The organism is Paenibacillus sp. KN14-4R, assembly GCF_052180255.1.
GTDB lineage: Bacteria > Bacillota > Bacilli > Paenibacillales > NBRC-103111 > Paenibacillus_AM.
In genome coordinates this window covers 1,603,614-1,627,669 of the sequence record NZ_CP197466.1, presented here as the reverse complement: position 1 = coordinate 1,627,669, position 24,056 = coordinate 1,603,614, and the positions used below count along the sequence as shown (strand labels likewise).

The 24,056-nt window shown below is 43.8% G+C and carries 25 protein-coding genes and 3 tRNA genes; 5 read left to right on the top strand and 23 right to left on the bottom strand.

From position 1 onward, the window contains the following. Nucleotides 1-188: 188 nt before the first annotated feature. Complete coding sequence (locus ACSBOP_RS07620; RefSeq protein WP_442603819.1) at nt 189-458, bottom strand: hypothetical protein; 270 nt, start codon at nt 456-458, stop codon at nt 189-191. A 222-nt stretch (nt 459-680) separates the two neighbouring features. Between ACSBOP_RS07620 and ACSBOP_RS07615 the strand changes: the two genes are divergently transcribed. Beyond that, nucleotides 681-1,391: a hypothetical protein gene (locus ACSBOP_RS07615; protein ID WP_442603818.1), complete on the top strand. Its 711-nt coding sequence runs from the start codon at nt 681-683 to the stop codon at nt 1,389-1,391. Nucleotides 1,392-2,597: 1,206 nt separating this feature from the next. Here ACSBOP_RS07615 and ACSBOP_RS07610 read toward each other — a convergent pair. From ACSBOP_RS07610 to ACSBOP_RS07560, 11 genes are all read right to left on the bottom strand, one after another. After that, entirely contained in the window at nt 2,598-4,526 is a 1,929-nt protein-coding gene (locus ACSBOP_RS07610; protein ID WP_442603817.1) for a hypothetical protein, read from the bottom strand. Next, nucleotides 4,516-4,839, bottom strand: a complete 324-nt coding sequence (locus tag ACSBOP_RS07605) for a hypothetical protein (RefSeq protein ID WP_442603816.1) — start codon at nt 4,837-4,839, stop codon at nt 4,516-4,518. Before ACSBOP_RS07605 ends, ACSBOP_RS07610 begins: the two co-directional genes overlap by 11 nt. 73 nt (nt 4,840-4,912) lie before the next feature. Then, complete coding sequence (locus ACSBOP_RS07600; protein WP_442603815.1) at nt 4,913-5,305, bottom strand: phage tail assembly chaperone; 393 nt, start codon at nt 5,303-5,305, stop codon at nt 4,913-4,915. A 407-nt stretch (nt 5,306-5,712) separates the two neighbouring features. Next, on the bottom strand, nt 5,713-6,039 hold the full coding sequence (locus ACSBOP_RS07595; RefSeq protein WP_442603814.1) for a hypothetical protein: 327 nt from the start codon (nt 6,037-6,039) through the stop codon (nt 5,713-5,715). A gap of 34 nt (nt 6,040-6,073) precedes the next feature. Next, nucleotides 6,074-6,745 (bottom strand): hypothetical protein, encoded by a 672-nt coding sequence (locus ACSBOP_RS07590; RefSeq protein WP_442603813.1) that lies wholly within the window; start codon nt 6,743-6,745, stop codon nt 6,074-6,076. Then, nucleotides 6,742-6,954, bottom strand: a complete 213-nt coding sequence (locus ACSBOP_RS07585; RefSeq protein ID WP_442603812.1) for a hypothetical protein — start codon at nt 6,952-6,954, stop codon at nt 6,742-6,744. Before ACSBOP_RS07585 ends, ACSBOP_RS07590 begins: the two co-directional genes overlap by 4 nt. A gap of 195 nt (nt 6,955-7,149) precedes the next feature. Further along, on the bottom strand, nt 7,150-7,419 hold the full coding sequence (locus tag ACSBOP_RS07580) for a hypothetical protein (protein ID WP_442603811.1): 270 nt from the start codon (nt 7,417-7,419) through the stop codon (nt 7,150-7,152). Nucleotides 7,420-7,552: 133 nt separating this feature from the next. Next, on the bottom strand, nt 7,553-7,777 hold the full coding sequence (locus ACSBOP_RS07575) for a helix-turn-helix domain-containing protein (protein ID WP_442603810.1): 225 nt from the start codon (nt 7,775-7,777) through the stop codon (nt 7,553-7,555). 108 nt (nt 7,778-7,885) lie between these two features. Beyond that, on the bottom strand, nt 7,886-8,830 hold the full coding sequence (locus ACSBOP_RS07570; RefSeq protein ID WP_442603809.1) for a hypothetical protein: 945 nt from the start codon (nt 8,828-8,830) through the stop codon (nt 7,886-7,888). Nucleotides 8,831-8,881: 51 nt separating this feature from the next. Continuing rightward, nucleotides 8,882-9,811 carry a hypothetical protein gene (locus ACSBOP_RS07565; protein ID WP_442603808.1) on the bottom strand — a complete coding sequence of 310 codons (930 nt, stop codon included), beginning with the start codon at nt 9,809-9,811 and terminating at the stop codon, nt 8,882-8,884. Nucleotides 9,812-10,460: 649 nt separating this feature from the next. Then, nucleotides 10,461-11,102 carry a hypothetical protein gene (locus tag ACSBOP_RS07560; protein ID WP_442603807.1) on the bottom strand — a complete coding sequence of 214 codons (642 nt, stop codon included), beginning with the start codon at nt 11,100-11,102 and terminating at the stop codon, nt 10,461-10,463. A 147-nt stretch (nt 11,103-11,249) separates the two neighbouring features. Between ACSBOP_RS07560 and ACSBOP_RS07555 the strand changes: the two genes are divergently transcribed. Both ACSBOP_RS07555 and ACSBOP_RS07550 read left to right on the top strand, forming a co-directional pair. Further along, on the top strand, nt 11,250-11,471 hold the full coding sequence (locus ACSBOP_RS07555) for a helix-turn-helix domain-containing protein (protein WP_442603806.1): 222 nt from the start codon (nt 11,250-11,252) through the stop codon (nt 11,469-11,471). A 220-nt stretch (nt 11,472-11,691) separates the two neighbouring features. Continuing rightward, the gene (locus ACSBOP_RS07550) at nt 11,692-12,024 is read left to right on the top strand and encodes a hypothetical protein (protein WP_442603805.1); all 333 of its coding nucleotides are present in this window, start codon (nt 11,692-11,694) and stop codon (nt 12,022-12,024) included. A gap of 60 nt (nt 12,025-12,084) precedes the next feature. Here ACSBOP_RS07550 and ACSBOP_RS07545 read toward each other — a convergent pair whose 3' ends face one another. From ACSBOP_RS07545 to ACSBOP_RS07525, 5 genes are all read right to left on the bottom strand, one after another. Then, on the bottom strand, nt 12,085-13,026 hold the full coding sequence (locus ACSBOP_RS07545; RefSeq protein ID WP_442603804.1) for a tyrosine-type recombinase/integrase: 942 nt from the start codon (nt 13,024-13,026) through the stop codon (nt 12,085-12,087). 182 nt (nt 13,027-13,208) lie between these two features. Next, a tRNA-Leu gene (locus tag ACSBOP_RS07540) sits at nt 13,209-13,294 on the bottom strand. A 145-nt stretch (nt 13,295-13,439) separates the two neighbouring features. After that, a tRNA-Ile gene (locus ACSBOP_RS07535) sits at nt 13,440-13,516 on the bottom strand. A gap of 36 nt (nt 13,517-13,552) precedes the next feature. After that, nucleotides 13,553-13,629: transfer RNA gene (locus ACSBOP_RS07530), tRNA-Met, on the bottom strand. 79 nt (nt 13,630-13,708) lie between these two features. Then, nucleotides 13,709-13,873 carry a hypothetical protein gene (locus ACSBOP_RS07525; protein ID WP_442603803.1) on the bottom strand — a complete coding sequence of 55 codons (165 nt, stop codon included), beginning with the start codon at nt 13,871-13,873 and terminating at the stop codon, nt 13,709-13,711. Between the two features lie 171 nt (nt 13,874-14,044). On the opposite strand from ACSBOP_RS07525, the gene ACSBOP_RS07520 reads away from it, so the two are divergent. Next, the gene (locus ACSBOP_RS07520) at nt 14,045-15,421 is read left to right on the top strand and encodes a dipeptidase (protein ID WP_442603802.1); all 1,377 of its coding nucleotides are present in this window, start codon (nt 14,045-14,047) and stop codon (nt 15,419-15,421) included. Nucleotides 15,422-15,469: 48 nt separating this feature from the next. Further along, nucleotides 15,470-15,742, top strand: a complete 273-nt coding sequence (locus ACSBOP_RS07515) for a hypothetical protein (protein WP_442603801.1) — start codon at nt 15,470-15,472, stop codon at nt 15,740-15,742. Between the two features lie 94 nt (nt 15,743-15,836). Here ACSBOP_RS07515 and pyrE read toward each other — a convergent pair whose 3' ends face one another. The 6 genes from pyrE to ACSBOP_RS07485 form a co-directional block, all read right to left on the bottom strand. Beyond that, nucleotides 15,837-16,478: an orotate phosphoribosyltransferase gene (gene pyrE, locus ACSBOP_RS07510; protein ID WP_442604411.1), complete on the bottom strand. Its 642-nt coding sequence runs from the start codon at nt 16,476-16,478 to the stop codon at nt 15,837-15,839. Nucleotides 16,479-16,533: 55 nt separating this feature from the next. Then, a complete protein-coding gene (gene pyrF / locus ACSBOP_RS07505) occupies nt 16,534-17,271 on the bottom strand; it encodes an orotidine-5'-phosphate decarboxylase (RefSeq protein WP_442603800.1) in 738 nt (245 codons plus the stop codon). A gap of 87 nt (nt 17,272-17,358) precedes the next feature. Next, the gene (carB, locus tag ACSBOP_RS07500) at nt 17,359-20,568 is read right to left on the bottom strand and encodes a carbamoyl-phosphate synthase large subunit (RefSeq protein ID WP_442603799.1); all 3,210 of its coding nucleotides are present in this window, start codon (nt 20,566-20,568) and stop codon (nt 17,359-17,361) included. Then, nucleotides 20,555-21,733 (bottom strand): glutamine-hydrolyzing carbamoyl-phosphate synthase small subunit, encoded by a 1,179-nt coding sequence (gene carA / locus ACSBOP_RS07495; RefSeq protein WP_442603798.1) that lies wholly within the window; start codon nt 21,731-21,733, stop codon nt 20,555-20,557. Before carA ends, carB begins: the two co-directional genes overlap by 14 nt. 38 nt (nt 21,734-21,771) lie before the next feature. Then, nucleotides 21,772-23,058 carry a dihydroorotase gene (locus tag ACSBOP_RS07490; protein ID WP_442603797.1) on the bottom strand — a complete coding sequence of 429 codons (1,287 nt, stop codon included), beginning with the start codon at nt 23,056-23,058 and terminating at the stop codon, nt 21,772-21,774. 82 nt (nt 23,059-23,140) lie between these two features. After that, nucleotides 23,141-24,049 (bottom strand): aspartate carbamoyltransferase catalytic subunit, encoded by a 909-nt coding sequence (locus ACSBOP_RS07485; protein ID WP_442603796.1) that lies wholly within the window; start codon nt 24,047-24,049, stop codon nt 23,141-23,143. Between the last annotated feature and the right edge of the window lie 7 nt (nt 24,050-24,056).

Below are 24,056 nucleotides of genomic sequence, written 5' to 3'. Positions count from 1 at the left end.
TCGCCTATCGCTAATCACGTAATCCTGCGCGCTTACTAATTATACCAAATCCCCACGTACGAAGCAAATTTAGCGTTAATTTATCGTTTATTTAAAATCCTTTACGGTGCTGTTTTCGCTTTCAAACGGTCCTGTAACGCAAAAAAACCGCCACCCAACGGAATCTCCCGCGAGTGGCGTTCTTTGCGCTAATCATAGAACCCGTGATTCGTCCGGATCGGCACCGCTATCTTTGGCGCCTCCTCCCCGCGTTCAAACGGTTCTATCACTCGCGCATACCTCGTCACACTATCAAACGTAATATATGATTCCGCGCCCAATCGTTTAATTGACGCGATCACCTGCGTCTCGGTCCGTTGTGTTAAACGGCATAGTACCGGTAAGTGTAGCGGCGTCATCGCTAGACCATAACGGTTAAATAATACACGGAGTACTTTACGATCAGTATCCGTTAACATTGCGCATCACCTCGAACGTATGTTTGTATGCATTGTAACACATTTGCCCCAAATAAAAAGGCTATGTTAACGATTAATGTTGATTTTCATGTTAAGCTTAATTGGCAGGATAGTTGAAAAGTTTCGCGAATACCCTATTTACGAAGTTCGTGAAAATGACGTTAAACCCAATTACTGCAATTCATAAAACCAAGATTCAAACTTTTATTGGGGGATATCAAGATGAATAAAATGAAAAAAGGTGCGGTAACTTTTTTAGATGTTCTAGGATGGAAAGGAATATGGCAAAGAAACCCTGAAGCAATGGATAATTTGCTGTCCATGATTAAAGAATCAAAAAGGAATATTAAAAATTTATTAAATCAAGAAACACTTGGTAATGGTGATACTAATTATTTTAAAGACCTTGAAATTGAAGTAAAGAGTATTTCAGATACTATCGTACTTCTAACTTATGGAGAACCGGAACATGCACTTTTATTTCACGCTGGGGTAACAGCTAGAATTGTAAGTGAATCTATTAAGTTAGGTATACCCTTGAGGGGAGCCACTGGATACGGAGAATTCACCGAACGTGGAAATGTGATGGTAGGACCGGCAATTGATGAAGTAGCTTCATGGTATGAGATAGCTAATTGGATAGGTGTCATTCAGATTCCGTCAGCAACCTTCGAGGTAGAAGAGTGTATTATACAGTTAATTGAAAACAAAGAAATAAATAAAAATCATGTTTTCATTCCCTTTACTGTCCCTCTTAAGAATTATCCAAATATGAAATTGTTATGCTGTAATTGGCCGTATTATTTCAATAATGAAACAGGAATGATGGAATTAACTAATTATTTTAAACTGTTGAAACCGCACTATCCTGATGTTTCTTTGAAACTTCTAAACACCTTAAATTTTTATACACATACAAAGAAATTAAAGTAATTATTTGAATGCAAATTCGAAGGTGAAGTAGCTATGTATAACACCGTATTCACGATGCGGTCGCGCACGCTCCCTTGGTCTGCTCGAGGAATTTCGAGGAAGCAGTTTCAGGCAGACAACTCCTGCGAGGCTAAGTCTCCGACCCAGTCGTTACGCTCATTTAAGCCTTTCAGGTTCGTAGATACAGAAACGTTTGACGAAAATATTATAGTAACCCACAGGGGAGGATATATGGATACTCCGGCTTTAACCGTAGCATCTCCGTTCCCTATGGGATTAATAATTTGTGCGCAATTTCCTTACAGTTAACGCAACCATATCAAAGAGTGCCTTGGGGGTCATCGTGTCGATCCGTATTTTCAAAGTGATTTTTTACTGCGCGGATTTTAGTGACACCAAACGGATAACCGCAGAGGGGCGACCCCCGCCTATGCCCCCTCACTTTAGAACAATAACGTATTAACGTGACCTACATCTGTACAAAACCCACATTATGCGCGGATGTCTACGTATATCCACGGATGCCGCAATCCCGCGCTACGCCTACGTTCTAGCCGTTTCCGTGCCGTAACTAAACGAGAGCAAGTACCGCGCATTAACGGAAACATGCGTTTATGCACCGTTTATACATCGTTTATGCAGTCTTGTTGGTCGAAGGTTTGCCGTTATATACGCATGAATTGGAAAAGTTTCGAAGGGTCACGCAGAAAGAACGTGCAGCCGATGTATTCGTGTTAAATGTGAAGCAACGTGAACCACCGTAAATCCGCATAACACGCGCTGTTATCATCTTCTGTCCGTTTTTGACCGTACTTCACTCCGATGTGGATGCGGACACATACGTATAACGGATGAAATTCACGCTATATCCACAATAAAACACAAAAAAACTAAACCAAACTAAACCTAAATTTCACTGTATAAAACCGCTTAATCACGCGCCACTATCGCATTTACTCGAAATTGTGCCGCAGTTTAGTTCCGTTGTGTGTCCGCCCCTACGAATTAGACGCCGACACCCCGAGGTTTAGGCGCGTCCCCGGTGAGTGACGTCCAGCCGACGTAAACTAATGTCAACGGACGTTACTCCGCAACCATACGTTCACCTTACGCACAATCCCATATACACCAACGCTTTAGTCGATTAACGCATTAAGTAACGGGGAAGGTTCCGGTGTGCTTGCGCAAGTTTACACGCTGCTTTAGTTATGCAATAGCAACCGCACCTTCCGCTTCGTTAATTAGTCGTATTAATCCACGTGCAATTGAGTCAATGTCGTCGTCTTTCCGTACATTGTAAGTACCGCCGTTTATATTCACGGTTACGCCGCCGTTTCCACCGTTACCGTTACGGTAATCCTCGGCTTGACCACGTGTTAGTACCGTTTCGTCCTTATGGAGACGCGCGACATACCCGTCGTACGGTACGCGTGCGAGTCCACCTGCATGGTTGCCGTCTGGTTTGACTACGTTTTTTAAACGATCAACCATTGGGTTAACTTCGTATCCCTGTTTATTTAACGGGTTAGTGAAGACCTTATCGTTATAAAAACCGTTTGCTTTCGCCTTCTGCGCCGCATCCCAGTCTTTTAATGCCTTACCTAACAAGCGTTTTCCGTTGTCATCGTAAACAGGTGCAATCTCCCAGTTTTTCTTGGCTCCGTTAGTGATGTTATCTATACCCGCGGAGAATCCCTTTTCCTTGAACGTGTTTATGTCGCTCATAACACCTTTTGATATATTGTCGATATCACTAACGGTATCACTTATTAATTTGATCACAGGCCCAGCTATACCGGTACCAACACCTGTGGCAGCGGCTAATTTAACCTGAGGCGGTCCAGGAGTAACAATGTACGTGATTAGCGCGGACATAAGTGGATTATCTTTGGCAAATTGCTCTAAACCCTTCAACATACCGCTCCCAATAGATGAACCTAGGCTAACCCCTACCCCTAGTAATTTCTCGGATGAGGCGGACAGTGAATTGCTTAAAAACGAAATCACACTGTTTGTGATGTTGGAAATCTGTTTATCACCGCCCGAGGTGTACCAAGTATCAAACGATTTAGTTAAATCGTTGAATATAAAGCCGATCTGTCCCTCGAAGGTTGTAATCTTTTGGAAGTCTGGGTTGTTAAAATAGTGCCTGTCTAAATAATTTTTTACTTTATCGACACCTCTGATTATCCCGTCAAGTGTCTTCGTCATCATCCGCGATCCAGCCGCAAATAACTTATCCGCGCCACCATCCGTGAGGTATTTGGATAAACGCTCAAGCTGCGGTTTCAAGTGGTCTAGCGTCTCAGTCCCCATGTGCGCAATTCCCGTCTTAAACGTCCCAGTAATCGTTGACCACATGCCCAGGCTCGTCTTACTAAGCTTGTCCGCACCGCCATCGAAGGTTTTTGCAACGTCCGTTAACATTAACTTCATCGCGCCTCTAACTGTATCGCCTCCGCCAGCAGCCGCCATTTGCTTCGCGGTAACTTTGAATCCGAACTCCTTCATGCGCTCAGTTTCGCCCGTTTTCATGTCGGCCAATGCCTCTACCGCATCCATTAGCGATTTTCCCGGATTGAGCGCGCTCATGTTTTCGGATACCGTAAGCAACTGCTTCGCCTGAGCGATGTCTCCACTCGTTACGTTAATTAGTCGTCTACCTGCGTTCATTACGTCGCCAGTCTCAAACGGCGTTAGATTCGCGTTCTTCTCAAGGTAATCAACGTAACTTTTCGTAGCTATTTTTGCTTTCTCGGCACCTTGCGTGAGTCCGATAAAATGCTCCATCGCTACGTTATTCTGCTCAATATCCGAAGCGCCTTTTAACGCGTCCTTAAACAGCTTAATTGTGCCAATACCGGCAGCAACCGTACCCGCAGCTATACCAATACCGGCGACTGCGGCGGAAGTCTTAGCGGCCCGACTTGTAATGCCGGCGAGGGCATTAGTGGCGGACGAGCCCATTCGTGCAAATGATCCACCTAGACTCTGCGTGATACGATCTGACCGCGCCATCGCATCCCCGGCCCTATTTGCAATCCGCTCTGTTCTCTTGATCGATTCCTCAACCTTGCGTAACGGGCCGGACATTTTGTCTTCTAAACGTAGGACCGACTTTACTTCAAACGCCATCGACTTTCACCTCTTTTGCTAACTTGCCTATAAGATCAGAATTGTGTTCGATTTTCGCACGTAGGCGGTTCCACTTACGTCCGTCTTGTGTCACGGTTGCAAGTTTAATGATCGACGTTAACGTCTCTGCCATTTTTATTCCGATGAACCTTATGTTGGAACGATCATCCGTTTGCCACCGCTTTATAATGCTCGTCATTTCGCTTACGCGCGCCTTAAACTTTGCCTCGTCATACCTCCTAAAACGGATATCTCTATGGATGTCTCCGCATAAACCTTCTAACATTTTTAATTCGTGTTGTAATGTCTCCACGTATCAAACCTCCCCTTTAAATAAAACAAAGAGAGAGAACGACGTATTATCCCGCCGCTCTCCCTACTAACGCTTATTCCGTTGCGTCTTCAATCGCCTCTTCTTCGTCGCCGAATCCGGACAATGCGAGGATAGCCTCGTTCAACTTCGCAAGCTCACCTGGCAATAGCGCCTTCTTAACGCAATCTGCCGCATCGGACGCTTCATAGCGCTGAATCAATGCCTTATTACTAAACTCGGGATCGACGCAACCTTTTGCGATGAGTACCGCGTTAAACAAATCGTTGTCTAGCCTCTTCTCACGCTTAGAGCCGGTACCTTCGTAGATGGACGCTTGCTCACGTGCTTTCTGCAGATCGACGTTATCGATTGCGCGAGTCGTAAAATGTGTTTTCAAACGCGGAATATATACCTCTTTCTTCAAATCTAACGTTGCTCCGAGTAGTGCGTCTAAACCTTTAGTCATCTATAATCAACCTCCGATTATTTTTTAGATTACGTTTTACTCTCTCCCATAGTTAAGTACTGCCGTTGTTGTGTAATTTCGGAAAAAGTCTCGTTTCTTCGCTATATGCTAAGTCCCACTTTCGAAGAGCATTAAAACTCTGTCCTTGTGAACGTAGGGCCCCCGTAATATCTCGTATGATAACCGATAGCTCTACCATCCTAGCGTCTCTACTCTGACTTAAAAGTTCGCTAAATCGAAAGAGTTGACGTAACTTTAATGTATATGACTCTAGGGAAAAGCTTTCGTTAAATAATCCTCGCGTCAGGTCATCATAGTGATTTATAAATGCTCTCGACTCCTTTTGGAGCCAAGTTTCATCCTCAATTTGACTTTTTAGCCACATACTCACACCTTCTCCCGCCATTTTAGATTAGTAGCTTCTCGTTTAGTTCTTTCACCCTTGCCAAATCCGCACGTGCTAGGTTTACCTCGCGTATAGCTTCTGCGTACTCTCTACGCGCTTCACTAATACTAGCCTCTACTTCCTCGTTAACATCAGTGCTATGCGTGTGCTCATCGACTTTGTACGAATGTGTAAACAGCTCTCTTGGAGTCATCCCAGACAAGTCGTTTGTGTTGTCTTCAAGTACAACATCGCTTCCGGTATTTAACGCAGCGTATCCGGCAGCCATTGTTAACACCGGATTTCTCAATATGGCTTCACTTAATTCGGCTTTGGTTTGTTGATTCATATAATAACCCCCATTTGCTTCTTTTTGTCTCGTCTTAGGACTTCGATTGCCGCTCTAAATACCACGGAGGCAGTGTACCGTTACTTAGGACAGCATGACATTCACTCAATAACGGAAAATAAGGGTCGGCGTTGCCTCCATAATTGCTCGACATGCCTTTTACTTCTGGATACGCCTGTCCATAATTGAGCGCATCGAAACTATTATCAATTGTTCGCGATAATTCTTGGAAGTCCTCAATCGTTCCCCTCATGTCATTACGCATTTCCCACATTTGGCGTAAACGAGTAATATAATCGGCTCTCAGATCCTTTAATGACTCTTGAATACTTTTTATTTCTGTCTTTTTTCCATCGACAATTGAATCTAACTCTTCCTTTGCGGCATTTCTCAGAGCGCCAAGACGTCTCGGTCTTGCTTTTATTAGTGCCTCAGATCGCTCTAAGCAACCTTGCTTAGTAGTGCATAACTCGTCTATTTTCGATTTCAAGGATTGGATTTCACGTTCACATTGCGCAAGCTTTGATGGATCGATAGCTTGTGTCATCCTTAAGTCCTCAATTTGCGATCTCATATCCGTAACTTCAACTTCTATGCGGTCACTTTCTGACAACTCTTTCTTTATTGCCTTATCAATGGTATCAACTTCGCATCTAAACTGTTCCATTACCGTTTTCTCTGAAATCGCCTTAACTTGTTTGCTCATTTTTCCACTCTCTCCTTTTTAGTTGGTGTTATTTCTTTCACTTCCGTAGCTACGTAACGTCGCCAACGGTTGCCTAATCGTTTTTTGAGTAACTCCGGCATCAAAAACGCAGCGTAACGGATTGAAACGTCAGCACCGAAATAAAAGTCTAGCGTCTTGCCGTCATGCAAGTGAATGCGCGTGTAAATATTCTCGTTTTTTGCCGCCAACGCAAAAATACATCTTCTAACGCCTCCATTTCTTCGGACGCATGACAAAAAGCCGTAGGAATCGGCACTCTACGGATGGTTCGCGGAACTCCTTACAACGTGGATCACCGTCGGTCAATAATGCTTGAGTTAACGCACACATCCCGCCAGATTGATAATAGTCGCAGTATGACACAGCGCTCGATTGCATATCGTTCATTCTTCGCTACCGTCCGCTTCTCGGTAATCGTCAATCTTTCGCGAGAACTCTTCCAACGCCTCTGCGTCCGTAGATGTTACGGCAACCTCTTTAGCTCCAAACGTACCGCACCAGTCACAAGCTTCGAAGTAGCCGTTAAACAACGCATTTAAGGACGTTGCTATTTCTGAAACGGGCCACCTCGCACATCGCCAATCTTCCCTTGAACATGGTGTAAATATCTTAATAATGTGCATCCCATCTTCGATCGTATGTTTAACGAGCATCCTTTTACTCGTATCTGCTAATTGTTTGCTAATCTCACTCGCCCCCTCGATAATTTAATACTTGCACCATAGGTGCTTTTTTGTTATGATATATATGGATAATACCGTCATTTTTTCTTGAATAACAAAAAAATTAAAAGACTACCTGCTCCGCTTTTTTTACGCGACGGATCATCTCAATAGCTTCGTCGTTAATATTAAATACCTGAGCAACCCGTATTCGAACACGAAGCGTGACAGGTACCAACCCCGTTTCCATTTCTGATAATCTTGGTTGGCTAATACCGATCGCTCTCGCAAGTTCCACCTGGGACATTCCTCTTTCATAGCGCAACGCTTGAATCGCTAATCCATCCAATTTATTACCCTCCTTTATCTATTTTTCCTTTTTATCGGTTTACACCACAAAAAAATAAGAAACGATTTCCGCGTATAGGCGCTCACGCAGAACTGACGTTCCCCCTTCTCAACTATATGTACGGATGTCCGGGGTATCTTTCTTTGTGCCGTACTTCATACGTAAATAGCGCTTAATTACTTCCGGCCTTCTTTGCTTAACTATCATTTGTCCACTCTCTCCAACTATACTCGGATTGTACGGTTTGAAATGTCCGCTAACATTCGCGGTGTCCATAGTAACATCCTGCGGCTTCTTTCGTCCTCCTCGCTTTTGTTGTTGCACTTTTCGGTTTATTGAATCCTCAGAATAACAAGCTTCGGGAAACTTGTTAATATGTTCGAGTTCGTACGGACTATAAAACGGATATTCATATTGCTGGCGCTCACGGTCACGAAGTCTACGTGAATCCTCATCGTTACGACTTTTTCTCTTCCGCAACATTTCCGCCCATCGCATGCAACGCTTACTGCACCGTTTAGCGTTATTTGCCCGACTCGTATCGATAAAGTAACTTCGGCACACTTCGCATACTTTACGATTTGCTAATAGCTTCGGGGTAAGAAAGTTCATTTCTAATTCTTGATATGCCCGCGCTCCACTTCCTAACGGAGGATATTCGAAACAATTCTCGTCCATCTCTTCACGAAAACGGTCTTTAAGCGTCAATCCCGCTTTCAAGTCATCCGCAATAATATAGTCCGTTAGCAATTCAAGCGCTTGATATTCATTAAATGTCGGAAAGCATAACGCCCTCGGTCGCTTCTTAACATACCCGTCCGGCTGACGCTCATCAAAGTACCGATATGTAAGAGGAACCACTTCCTCCACTATTCGCTTTCGGTCGTCAATCGATGTTTTTGCATTTTCTTGATAATACTCTTTCTTGGTATTAGGCAGCGAGGATCGAGCCGCCGCTAGTAATTCCGTGGTACTGATTGATTCAAAGTGAGATCGAAAACGATCGTACACAACCTCGGCAGTAATTGGCGGATCAGCTAATTGAACGATCATACGAAATTCCCCCTAGATTTCGTTCTTATCTACGTTAGTCCTTACGATATATCAATTGAATAGGACGCTCAAAGCCCGCACTTGCTCTAAACCCTCCGCGTTACCGGCGAATACAACGCGCGGATTAACTACAATACGACGTTTGCGCTTGTCGTGAACATCCTCTACAAATACAAAGACAGGTTGACCGCCCAATTTAACGCCGTTCATAGCGCGTTTGAGCTTCGCGGAGTCTGCGTAATGGAGAAGCGCGGCCAGTTTATCGACCGTTAGTGGCGAAATGTTATCGTAATAGTACTCCCGCGGATTATAGCAGACGATATTCGTATTAAAATGAAGAAACGGGATCACCAAAAACACTATCGCCAATTGTTTAACGTCCCGCCCCTTGCCGTACTCCTCGTACAGTCCGCGTATAGTCTGACGATAGAGACGTATACGTTGGAGGTCAGCGATTTCTTCGCTCGACTCGCCGCGTTGAAAAACGGTTGGATTAACTAGAATAGCACCGTCCTCCTCGCGCAATACATCCTCTGCCAGTAGTCGCCGATAGAACTCCGAAAACCGAGCGCGGCTTATTCCTATTAATTTCGTCAACGTATCCCGCGTTAGAGCGATGCCGTTATCATGTCGTATACGCCCGTCATCATATCCGGTGTAAGTTGCGATAAACATTAGCCGCGCTATGTCCGATTGTGAAAGTGACGGAAATCGCTCCATCGTCGTCACGCACGGTTCATACAAGGCGGATACGAATCCTCCGTTCTCCTCCGCGAATCTTCCCATTACGCTCAGGTTCCTAGCGTATCTCTTTTGTGATTCCGTTTTGCGAGGTTCCAGTTTTAGACGGTGCGAAACGTCAACACCGTCAAGGGCGATAATAGCACCGTTGACCACTCTCGCGTTTTTCATTGCGTCAAATACTCTAGCCTTCTGTCTTGGAGCCATTCCCTTCCATTCTCTCGAGCGTTCTACACTCATTCGAACCCCTCCTAAAAATAGGTTGCCTTTCGGGAACAAAACTAACAATATAGGTTGCCTTTCGGGAACACGTAAAAACGCCGTCAATGCCTAGAGCCACAAGGGATATCGGCGTTTTTCAACGTGTCTGTCTCTCTTCTCTTTAGATAATACCGTTAATATATCGCGGTAAAAATTAAATAGTAACGTAACCTAATAACCTGCCGCGTCGCTTCACTCCTTGCCCCATCCGCCAAAAAGCATGGCGCATGGAATATCTATTAACCTGCGATTATATTTTGTATATTAAAAATCACGCGGATAAGGATATGCTCTGGGACGGCTTGTCCGGACCAGACGCAAGGCGAAGCCGTAGCGAAAGAGTCGTTACGACTCCCGTTATATATCGCATGTTCGCGCCGTGTTTTAACACTACGGGAACTAACGTAATAGTTCGTGGATCAAAGGCACGGATAATCTACGCCTTCGTTCGTATACCTAATACGTTGCCGACCGAATCGATTTCGCACACTTTATTCGTACATTTTTAATTCCCCATGGAAACCGCGAAATCGGGACACCTTAACGGAAACGTTGTAATTGCGTTACACCTCTTCTAACCGTCTAATTTCCGTTTCGTCCACTTGTGCTGCAAACTCTTCGGGCGGTATTATGCCGATAGATATTTTCGAGCAACTCGTACACCATCCGGTAGGTAGTCCGTTATGTCTCCGTGTATATTAACGTCATAGTATCGAGCCAAACGTTTCAGCGCGCGCTCTCCCGTCATATGGTGAACACCGATCATTCCGCAAATCGCATTCACAGAAAACCTAGTCGTGAGTGTTTTGTTGGCTTCCTCTATTGCCTGCGCCACCTCATCCCCTGATTTCTTGATAATGAATTGAAGCAATTCACATTGTTCCGCCTCTTTCTTTTTGTGTATTGGATTATCGTCAACTATTGGCACGCAGAATAGACGTCCTTCAACGTCTAACGGCTCGTCCAACGAGAAGCTTACACGTTTCCGCCTCCGTCCTTCTTTCCTAGCAAATGACAGCCGTGCCTTACGTAGTGAAACCGCGAGCATTCTCCCAAATTCTTGTATGTCATCGCGTTGTGCCAATGAGAGGATTACATCATTGAATATTGAATCCGCGTCAAACCCATCACCACAACCTAAGCTTCTCAATTTGTATCGATTACTCACTTGAAACAGACACATGGCCTCATTATAAAGAGGGGCGAAAGTATCATTGTTTCGGCATGCTACGTACTCAATCGCGTATTTGTTTAATAATTCAAAATTCATTAGACGCAACCCCCTTTTTGACAGTAAGAAACTAGCAGAAAAGTGTATACTTTCCCGTAAATTAGTGGTATATTTATTTTAATATACGCTTATGGTCATATTTATAATATACGCTTAGGGTCATATTATGTCAAGGGGTGATTTTTTATGTTGAAAATAAAAGTTAAAATTAAAGAGGTACTAAAAGAAAGAGGTATGACACAAATGGATTTGTCAAAACTTACGGGGATTGCGCAGGCTAGAATATCGAAACTAAGTAGCACTGACCGTCAGGAGGTAAATTTGGAAATGCTTGAAAAGATTGCACACGCGTTAGGAATTACGGACATATCGGTACTTTTGCAATTTGAAGAGGACAACAAAAATTAATTCGCGCGGAAATCGACGGAAATACGCGAATGACTTACGCTGTCTATTACGTAATTTCACCGCGCAAATCACGGAGAATTAGCGCATAGCCATTCCGCTGATACAAATGTGCAAGTACGTTGTTAGACCGCCTAAATCCCCGCGAATTTAACGGTAAAAACAAGGGGAATCCGTCCATATTGTCGAAGGAATAGGGAAACGATAATACGGAGGTAATTGTATGCGAGTAGCAACGGGGATCATCGGATTGGTTTTTACTGTAGTTATTGGGATATACGGATTACTTTATTTTCTAGGAGCCTCTATTGGGAGCAGCACGGCGGGAGCATACGCCGGGATATTAACAATGCTTATCTCTATGCTTTTTCTCGTGGCGAGTGCATTCGCGTTCAAGATGCCGCACGTATCAAGAAATCTATTTTTTACGGCAGCCATGGTCGCAATCGGAGCGGCTATGTTACTAAATTTGTGGTTGGGAATTTGTGCGGCCGTTGCATTCGTTCTCTGTTGGATGAGTGGTAGAGCGGTGGAATCCGAGGAAGTCAGCATATAAACGAAAAAAACGCTACCCGCGCGTAAGGAGTTCGTATCCTAACGTTCGAGTGGCGTTATACTATTTGTCCAAGTTTTTTATTCTCTTCTTTTCCGGAAGCAACGTTAATAACGGCGTTGCCTTCGCATGCTCTTCCTTTATATCACTTTCGATCAACGCCACATACCGCTGTGTCATCGCGAGATTTGAGTGTCCTAGCGCTTTCTGCAACGTAAACGCGTTCGCACCATTTCTGATAAACTGCAACGAAAAAACGTGCCGCAAATCGTACGGCCGTAACCGTGTGCCTAACTGCTTACAATATATCTCCATACGGTCGCCCCACGTATGTCGAGTCATTTGATTCCCCTCATACGAGCAGAATATCGGAACATCGCTGCCCCATTCCGGTGGTCTAGCCGCAAGTAGGCGCTTAAGACTTTTCACCGTCGGTTCTGAAAGTGGAAGCGTCCGTGACACGCGCGTTTTTGCCTTCGATGCCGGAATTCTAACCTCAGATGCGGCCAGACTGAAATCCATCGGTAAGAGAGACATCGCCTCCTTCGGACGAATTCCGTTATCGAGCGTCATTAGGATGAGCGTATAATCCCGTAAGCCTACAAAAGTCTTTTGATTGGGCAGTGCGAGTAACTGTTGTATTACGCTAATGTCCAAGTTGACGACGCGCCCTTCGTCCTTCCGCTTCTTAATGTTCTTTATCGGATTACTTTCGATGATCCGCTTCTCTACGCACCAATTAAGGAACGTGCGCAAATAGACCAACCGATTATTAAACGTCGCCGGCTTAATCTCGTCCGACAAATGCGCAAGGAGCGATTCCGAAAGACACTCGACAGAATCCCACGCGTTGGGAAACCTGCGGATAAATAACCGCACGCATTTATCGTAGTCCTCGTACGTCTGTTCGCTGATTCCTTCCGCGGTCTTCCAAGTTAGAAACCCGTCAAGCGCATCCGCCCACGTCACGCGTTCATCTTCGATTACTTTTCGTACTCTAACCAAAATAACGTACCTCCCCGATTCAATTTCGAACGGTGAGATACGTTATTAAAAAATCCTGTGTAGCGCAAATCTACCTTTTTGCAACCGCACAGGACCTAGCGTTCATTTTACGTTATTCGCCACGATTATGACCGAGGGTAAAACGCCGAAAACCCTTGATACTACGCGGTTTTAGTACGGTATGCCGAGGACCGGAATCGAACCGGTACGGTAGTCACCTACCGCAGGATTTTAAGTCCTGTGCGTCTGCCAGTTCCGCCACCCCGGCTTAAGTTGAATCTAGTTAGTAAAGATTAACGAACACTATTATATCGCGAAATCTTTATTAAATCAAGCATTATTTTTAAATGATACTAGATTCATAGATTAACCTATGTAATGAAAATAAGTTCCTCGAAACCTTAAGGTTTCTTTGGTGGGCCCAGAGGGACTCGAACCCCCGACCAATCGGTTATGAGCCGACCGCTCTAACCAACTGAGCTATAGGCCCTCAATAATAGGCTTTGGATAAAGCATATAAAATATTTGGTTGCGGGGGCAGGATTTGAACCTGCGGCCTTCGGGTTATGAGCCCGACGAGCTACCGAGCTGCTCCACCCCGCGACGTTACCGCTAACTTAGCGACAAGTAATAATATAACAGATATCCATTGTCTGAGTCAAGTCATATTTTTAAAGAAACCTTAATTGCTGTAACGCACCCCAAATCTGCCCTTTCTGGATTTAAAAACTTGTACATCTCTTGGGCATTCATAACCATAGATCCACCAGTCTTCCTCCATACGCTTCGCTAAACATCCAGCTTGGAATTTACTATCGTACAGCTTTGCCCAGTACACCCAATTCATTCTCAATCACTCCGTTACTTGATCTTTATTACCTGTAGTGTAACCAGAATTGCATCAAAATAAAGAAACAAGTGCCATAATAAATACGGGTTGACAAATTGTTGAATATTACAAAGTTCGGTATAATGTCGATGAATAGCTTATTTTGAAAGATTAAAGGAGATTGAAAAAATGGATGCTACTATTTTATCTTACTTTAAAGAGAACGAGTCACGTTATCTCGAAGAACTCAAACAATATTTACGTATTCCAAGTGTAAGTGCCCTAACTACACATAAGTCAGATATGCTTGAGTGTGCCAAGTGGACTGCTGATTCATTACGCGCGGCAGGCATGGAGAATGTGGAAATTGTTGAAACGGCTGGTCACCCCATTGTTTATGCGGACTGGATGCATGCTGAAGGAAAGCCAACCATTCTTGTATATGGACATTATGATGTACAACCAGCAGAACCTTTAGAACTATGGAACTCACAGCCATTTGAGCCTGAAGTACGCGATGGAAAAATCTATGCACGTGGTGCAACAGACGACAAGGGACAGTTATTTATCCATGTCAAAGCGGTTGAAGCTTGGTTACATACATATGGAAAGCTACCAGTGAACATCAAATTCTGTATCGAGGGTGAGGAAGAAATTACTTCTCCCCATTTACCTCCATTCCTTGACTCTAATAAAGAGAAGCTTAGTTGTGATATTGTACTAATCTCAGATGGACCTATGATCACTGCTGGTCAGCCATCCATTGAATATGGTCTTCGCGGAGTGGCTGGGTTAGAAATATACGTACAAGGCGCCAATGGCGATCTTCACTCCGGTTTATTTGGCGGTGGTGTACCGAATGCGATTCATGCATTATCTGAAATTCTCAGCTCCTTGCACGCTGCTGATGGCAGTGTTGCAGTTGAGGGATTCTATGAGGGAATTCTGCCTTTTAGCGAAGAAGAACGATTAAATTTCAGCATGCAGCCTGTCGATGAAAATCAAGTTCGCGAAAGTCTAGGATTATCTGCCCTTTATGGTGAAGAGGGATATTCTTTTGTTGAGCGTACAACAGCAAGACCAACACTTGAAATTACATCAGTTACCGGTGGCTTCCAAGGCGAAGGTATCAAACCTATCGTCCCGTGCCAGGCATCTGCAAAAATCGCATGTCGTCTTGTACCACCACAATTACCTGATGACATTCTGGATAAAGTTGAGCGTCATGTACAGAATCATTGCCCAAGTGGCGTTACAGTACGTGTAAAGAAAGTCTTACGTGGCAATCCTTATATGACACCAATTGATCACCCTGCTGTGCGTTCAGCTTCTGATGCGTACGAGAAAGCATATGGCAAACCTGCTATTTTTGTACGTGGTGGTGGATCGATTCCAATCGTAGAGTCATTCTCACGCTTACTTCATGCTTCAGTTGTCCTAATGGGCTTTGGATTACCGGATGAGAACCTACATGCTCCGAATGAACACTTTGATCTTGGCAACTTTGCCAAAGGATTAGAGACTGTATGTTATTATTTAGAGAATGTATCAAAAATGAATGGATAATTATCCCTAAATATGATACGCTTTCACGACAGAAAGGAGGAGTCGTACGTGGTTATGCAGATTATTACAGCATTAATTTTCATTATCATGGTTATTGGTGTGCCTCACTTAATTGGTAAACTGCCAGTAGCTCCGATCCAAAAAATTGCGTTAGTTTCTTGTTTCTTTGTTATCTTAGTTATTCTAGGTTATCAACTTCTCAACATTGAGTGGTTGTTCTTTGCAATGGTCATCTCCTCCGCCATCGAAGCTTCAATTCGTTACTGGAAGCAGCAAAATCTTTTACCATCTAAGCAATTCGAAGAACAACCATCCGAATAGAAATTATGATGAGATGTTATAAATTCTATTTCTCCTAAAGAAACAGGCTCCCCGTGCATGGGAAGCCTGTTTTTTATTCAGATAATCAACTTCCTTACACACCGTAAGAAGCTGGATCTTGTCTCCACGATTGTAGCTGCGCAAGATCTTCTGAGCTAATTTTCCCAAGCTCGACTGCTTCTTCCAATAAGATTGAATAGTTGGATAGAGTATCAAGCGCGATTCCTGCATCAGCGAAGCCTTGAACTGCTTTTTCCAATTGGTACGTGAAGATCGCAGCAACACCAAGAGCTTGTCCTCCTGCTTCATTCACAGCTTGTGCAGCCTTAATGGAGGAACCGCCTGTTGAGATCAAGTCTTCGATGACAATAACTTTTTGACCTGGCTTGAGTGCACCTTCGATTTGATTTTGTTTACCGTGACCTTTTGCTTTGTCGCGAATATAGATCATTGGCAAACCTAATTTTTGTGCAACCCATGCCGCATGCGGAATACCGGCAGTAGCTGTTCCAGCAACTACTTCTGCGTCTGGATATTTTTGTTCGATCAATGTCGCAAACCCAGAGGCAATTAGATCACGAATTTCTGGATAAGACATCGTTAAACGATTATCGCAATAAATTGGAGATTTAATACCAGAAGTCCATGTGAATGGCTCCTGAGGACGAAGTGCTACCGCTTCAATTTCAAGTAAAGCTGCAGCAATACCTCTTGCGATTTGATCAAGTTCATTTATCTCATTCATTTGTGTCATTCGTAAATGACCTCCTTTGGATTATTATGAAACTAGATTAAGATTGTGCAACCACAGAATCAATAATGGACTCGATTGCTTCTCTTGGGCTAGGTGCCGCTGTAATCGGTCTTCCAATTACGACATAATCTGTACCTTGAGCAAAAGCTTCCGCAGGTGTCATCACACGCGATTGGTCGCCTATCGCAGAACCTGCTGGACGAATACCAGGGGTAACCGTAATAAATGTTTTACCGCAAGCTGCTTTAATCGCAGGAACTTCAAGAGGAGATGCTACAACACCGTCTAGTCCTGCAGCCTTTGTAAGTTCAGCATAACGAATCACACATTCTTCAACAGAACCTTCAATACCAATTTCTCTATTTAACACCTCTACACTTGTAGAAGTTAATTGCGTTACACCGATTACTATTGGACGCGTTGTGCTGCCCATCCCCGTAATTGCTTTATCTACACCCTCAAGGGCACTTTCCATCATCGCTCTACCGCCAGCAGCATGCACATTAAACATATCCACACCAAGACGACTCACACTCTCAGATCCGCCTTTAACCGTGTTTGGGATATCATGCATTTTCACATCAAGAAATACGTGATAACCCTGATCTTTTAACTTTGCAATGAAGCTTGGACCAGCTGCATAAAAAAGCTGCATCCCGACTTTCATATAACACGGGATTCCTTTTAGTTCAGCAATTAACTTCTCTGCTGCGTCTGCAGTTGCATAATCCAAAGCAACCATTATCCGTCCTGCAACATCCTTTGTAGTCATCATCTTGTATATTCCCCCTTCAATATCCATAAGTGAGCGGGGTACCTGATTGCATCTACCGACACAATCATGCCCCCGCTCCTATGATTTTTATGAGTGTGCTGGCATTGCACGTGAAGAGAAGTTAATCGCTTCAAGCATGTTTTGCAGCGCACGTACGGTATCAAGTGATGTCATACATACAACACCGTTCTCTGCAGCTTCACGTCGAATACGGAAACCATCACGCGCTGGAGTTTTACCTTTGGTCAATGTGTTCACAACGAACTGTGCTTCTCCACCGCGAATCATATCTAAGATATTCGGTGTTCCATCGCTCAATTTATTGACAATTGTAACGCTCAGACCAGCATCTTGTAATACTTTAGCTGTGCCACCCGTTGCCATGATTTTATATCCGATTCTTGCGAAACCACGGAAGATTTCGATTGCTTCTTCTTTATCTTTATCCGCAACTGTAGCAATAATCGTTCCTGCTGCTGGAATTTTCATTCCTGCACCGATTAGACCTTTATATAATGCTTTAGCAAAGTTAACGTCACGACCCATTACTTCGCCTGTTGATTTCATCTCAGGTCCAAGTGTCGTATCTACACGGCGTAACTTCGCAAATGAGAATACAGGAACCTTTACAGAAACCATGCTGTCTTCTTTCCAAAGACCTGTCTCATAGCCCATTTCTGCAAGCTTTTGACCCATGATAGCGCGTGTTGCCACGTTTGCCATCGGAATATTCGTCACTTTAGACAAGAATGGAACTGTTCTGGATGAGCGAGGGTTAACCTCAATTACATATACCTCATCTTTGAAGATTACGAATTGGATGTTCACTAGTCCAACCACGCGAAGTTCACGTGAAATTTTGATTGTAATATCAATAACTTTTTGTTTAAGTTCCTCAGACAAAGTTTGTGGAGGATACACCGCGATCGAGTCACCGGAGTGAACACCCGCACGTTCTACATGCTCCATAATTCCTGGAATAAGCACCGTTTCCTTATCGCAAATCGCATCTACTTCTACTTCTTTACCTAGCATGTAACGGTCGATTAGAACAGGATGCTCCGGATTTATCTTAACCGCATATTCCATATAGCTAAGTAGATCTTCATCCGAATATACGATTTCCATTGCACGACCACCAAGTACATAAGAAGGACGAACAAGGACTGGATAGCCAAGCTTGGAAGCAACACCTACAGCTTCATTAACAGAAGTTACGGTTTCGCCTGCTGGTTGAGCAATTTCTAGTCTAGTAAGTAAAGCTTCGAATTTCTTACGATCTTCGGCTTCATCAATACTTTCAAGATCAGAACCAAGGATTTTCACACCCGCTTTAGCAAGTGGGGCTGCCAAGTTAATTGCCGTTTGACCACCAAATTGAACAATTACACCAATTGGTTTCTCACGCTCGATGATGTTCATCACATCCTCGAAGAATAAAGGCTCAAAATATAGGCGATCTGATGTGCTAAAGTCCGTGGATACCGTCTCAGGATTGTTATTAATGATTACCGCTTCATATCCTGCAGCTTGGATTGCCCATACCGCATGAACGGTTGAGTAATCAAACTCGATACCTTGACCAATACGAATTGGACCGGAACCAAGAACAATAACTTTTTGCTTCTCTGTTTCAAGCACTTCATCTTCCTGCTCATAAGTCGAGTAGTAGTATGGAGTCGTTGCTTCGAATTCAGCAGCGCAGGTATCAACCATTTTGTAAACTGGCTTGATATTTACGCTCAATCGGTATGCACGAACATCATCTTCCTTCGTCAATGTTGTACATCCTGCATTTGTACGAATTTCAGCAATTGCGCGATCTGTGAAGCCCATGCGCTTTGTTTCTAACAACAATTCTTCTGAAAGCTCAGAACCTACTAGTTGCTCTTCAAAACGAATCATACGCTCTAATTTGTGTAGGAACCACCAGTCAATTTGAGTAAGTTCATGTAATTGTTCAATTGTATAGCCACGGCGAAGAGCTTCAGCCAGTAAGAACAATCGCTCGTCGTCTGGTTTGTTAAGACGCAATTCTAATGTCTCTTTATCAAGTAAATCTGTTTCTTTCAGCCATAAACGGTGAACACCGATCTCAAGGGAGCGAATCGCTTTGTGAATCGATTCTTCGAATGTACGACCGATCGCCATTACCTCGCCAGTCGCTTTCATTTGCGTACCTAACTTACGGTTCGCTGCTGTAAATTTATCGAATGGCCAACGCGGGATTTTGGATACAATGTAATCCAGTGTAGGCTCGAAGCAAGCATAAGTTTGTCCAGTTACTGGGTTGATGATCTCATCAAGTGTGTAACCAATTGCGATCTTAGCTGCCATCTTCGCAATCGGATAACCCGTAGCCTTAGATGCAAGCGCAGATGAACGGCTAACACGTGGATTTACTTCAATCACATAGTATTGGAATGAGTGCGGATCAAGCGCATATTGTACGTTACATCCGCCTTCAATATTAAGTGCGCGAATAATTTTCAAAGAGGCAGAACGTAGCATTTGGTATTCACGGTCAGATAACGTCTGGCTTGGTGCGACAACGATGGAATCACCTGTATGTACACCAACTGGGTCAAAGTTCTCCATGTTACATACGACGATACAGTTATCGTTCGCATCACGCATGACCTCGTACTCCACTTCTTTCATACCCGCGATACTTTTCTCAACTAAGCACTGGCCAATTGGAGAGTAGCGAATACCTGAGGCAACTGTCTCGATCAATTCTTCTTCTGTGGCACAAATTCCGCCACCTGTACCCCCTAATGTATAAGCAGGGCGAACGATAATGGGATAACCAATTTCTTTACCGAAATCAACTGCTTCTGCGACTGTTGTTACGATTACGCTCTCAGGTACCGGTTGCTCCAATTCACGCATCAAGTCACGGAATAGATCACGATCTTCTGCTTTTTCAATTGCTGTTAATTGTGTACCGAGTAATTTCACGTTCTCTTGCTCAAGAACTCCCGCACGAGCAAGTTCTACAGCCATATTCAGTCCTGTTTGACCACCTAGTGTAGGCAGCAAACCATCTGGACGCTCTTGACGAATAATTTGTGTAACGAACTCTAACGTAATTGGCTCGATGTAAACCTTATCTGCCATATTCGTATCTGTCATAATCGTTGCCGGGTTAGAGTTGATGAGGATAACTTCCATACCCTCTTCTTTTAACGCTTGACATGCTTGTGTTCCAGCATAATCGAATTCTGCTGCTTGACCGATTACGATTGGGCCGGAGCCAATCACTAGAATTTTTTTGAGTTCATTATTTTTGGGCATAGTGAAGTTCTCCTTTCGCTGCAGGCGCGTTTTTCTGACTTATTTGCTGCCAAGATGCTAGCATTTGCGCTTGACGCGGGGCTTGCGGGTGATCCAATTTAAACTGACGAATCATCTCGATGAAATCATCGAACAAGTAGGATGAGTCGAATGGTCCTGGAGCTGCTTCTGGGTGGTACTGAACCGAAAATGCAGGGTGGATACGGTGCTGCAACCCTTCGATTGTACGATCATTATTATTAATATGAGTCACTTCTAGGCTCGTTCCAGCCACAGATTCCTTATTAACGGTATAGCCATGATTTTGTGAAGTAATGAAGCAACGTCCTGATTTAAGTTCTTTAACAGGGTGATTGCCTCCACGATGTCCGAATTTCAATTTCTCTGTATCTGCTCCACAAGCTAGAGCAAAGAGTTGGTGACCCAAGCAAATTCCGAAGATCGGAAGTTCGCCTAATAGTTCCTGAATCATTGTCACTGCATGAGGAACGTCTTTCGGGTCCCCAGGGCCGTTCGATAGAAGAACGCCATCCGGGTTTAATCTGCGAATTTGATCTGCTGTTGCATCTTGTGGAACGACTACAACATCACAACCACGCTTGGATAAATCACGTACGATTCCGCTTTTTGCTCCGAAATCAACAAGTACGATTCTCTCTTTATTGCCTGGTGCACTGAATACGTTGCTAGTCGAAACTCGAGCAACTTGATCACGCATTAATGGCTCTTTATTCAACATTTCAAGAAGTTCTGCTGCTGATTTATCCGATGTTGTGATTAAGCCCTTCATTACGCCGTGCTGACGAATTTTGCGAGTTAACATTCGTGTATCAATCTCTGAAATACCTGGAATATCATATTCCTTAAGCAAGTGGTCCAGCGTTAATTGCGCTCTCCAGTTACTTGGTGCTTCTTCATGACGACGGACGACAAAACCATGAATAAAAGGACGTACCGATTCAAAGTCATCACGTGTAATCCCATAATTTCCGATCAAAGGATATGTCATGGTGACGATCTGCCCACAATATGAAGGGTCAGATAATACCTCTTGATAACCTGTAATTCCTGTATTGAATACAACTTCACCTACGGAGTCTGTTTCCGCTCCGAACGCTTTACCTACGAATAGCGTTCCATCTTCAAGCAATAATTTTGCCTGCATCCTGTTCAACCCCTTCTCCATCTATATAAAAGTCTGTGCTATTGCGACCAAACTACTTTTCCGCTAACCATTGTTGCAACGGGCCATCCCTTTAACTTCCAGCCACCAAACGGTGTGTTCTGGCTCTTACTTAAAAATTCTGTTGGATCCACAGCTTTTTCTGTTTCCAAATCAATAATTGTCAGGTCTGCTGGACGACCTTCTTCAATTACACCCCATGGCAAGCCGAATACTTCCGCAGGCTTTACAGCCATTTTGTCAATTAAGAATGCAAGTGACCAGCGTCCCGTTGCTACGAATTTCGTGTAAAGCAGTGGGAATGCTGTCTCTAAGCCCACGATACCGAAAGGTGCTGCCATCATGCCGCGTGCTTTTTCTTCTGCGCTATGAGGAGCATGATCTGTGACGATGATATCAATGGTGCCATCTTCAATGGCTTCGATCATTTTTTCCACATCATGAGGCGTACGAAGCGGAGGGTTCATTTTCCAATTTGCATCTAGTTCTGGGATATCTTCATCCGATAAAAGCAAGTGGTGCGGGCACACTTCAGCAGTCACTTTTACGCCAACTGCTTTACCTTGACGAATCAAGCGAACAGATTGTTCAGTTGAAACGTGGCACACATGGTAGTGAACACCTGTAGCTTCAGATAACAAGATGTCACGTCCAACGTGGATCGCTTCGGATTCATTCGGAATGCCTTTAAAACCATGTTTCTTGGCAAAAGCACCCTCAGTAACTGGAGCACCCTCCACTAAGGAATCATCTTCGCAGTGAGCGATAACTGGCATGCCAAGGGATTGTGCTTTGTACATCGCGTTCTTCATCATCTGCGCATTTTGTACCCCAACACCATCATCCGTAAACCCGACGACGCCTGCTTCTTTCAAAGCATCGAAGTCTGTTAATTCACGACCTAGCTCATTTTTCGTAATGGATCCATAAGGAAGTACATGCACGCCACAGCCTTCATTTGCTGCTTTATCGAGTACAAGCTTCACTGTCTCTGGCGTATCAATAACTGGTCTTGTGTTCGGCATACACGCGATTGCTGTATAACCGCCGCGCGCTGCTGAGCGAGTTCCTGTTGCAATTGTTTCTTTATGTTCAAAACCTGGTTCACGTAAATGGACATGCATATCTATGAATCCAGGAGATACAAGCTTACCTGCTGCATCGATTACTTCGTGACCTGTCGTAGTTGGCGTTTCTTGATCACCAGGAAGGATTGTCTCAATGATACCGTTATTTACAAGAATGTGTTTCTTCTGCTGTGTATTCTGTCCATCGACCATCATTCCGTTTAAAATCCAAATACCCATTTTGACCTCCGTTATGTTCGTATAAATATGCATAAATATAAATAATTATTAATAATAACATACCTTTTTCTCAATCAAATGTCTACCCCAAAGCTCGCTCTATTACCGCCATTCGAATTGGCACACCATTGCTCATCTGAGTGAAAATTTTAGATTTAGGATGCTCCACTAGTTCATCATCTATCTCCACATTACGATTAACTGGTGCTGGATGCATAATGATTGCATGTGAAGCCATCTTAGCAGCTCGCTCCATCGTTAAACCGAATTGTGCGCGATATTCATCTGGAGAACGAAACTCGCCATGAGCATGTCGTTCAAGTTGTACACGAAGCATCATGACTACATCTGCTTTAAGTGCTTCTTCCATTGTTACGTATGATGCGAATTCAGCCAGTTCAGGAGCTTGCATATTAGTTGGACCGCAGAAAACAACTTTGGCACCCATTTCACGAAGTGCCCATAAATTGGAACGTGCAACGCGGCTGTGAAGAATGTCTCCAATAATGGCTACTGTTAAACCTTTTATACTGCCAAAATGATTGCGCATTGTATATAAATCAAGCAGAGCTTGTGTCGGATGTTCGTTATTACCATCACCCGCATTGACAAGCGGCGCTTTAATACGACCTGCAAGTTCAGCAAGCAGTCCAATCGGCTTCATACGAATAACGCCAACTTCCATCCCCATGGATTCGAGGGTGCGAACTGTATCGTAGATGGACTCCCCTTTTTGCACAGAAGATTCTGCTGAAGAGAAGTTGATCACTTCTGCGCCTAATCTTTTTTCAGCAATCTCGAACGAAGTTCTTGTTCTTGTTGAATTTTCGAAGAATAGATTTGCAATGAATCTTCCATTCATTACATTAGAGATTTTTGTAGGGTTGTTTTCCCAATAAGCAGCACGATCCAATATACTCATTAGTTCGCTTGCACTCATGTCTTTAAGGCCTAATAGGCTCTTTCCCATCATCGTCTGTACCGTGCTCATCTTATTT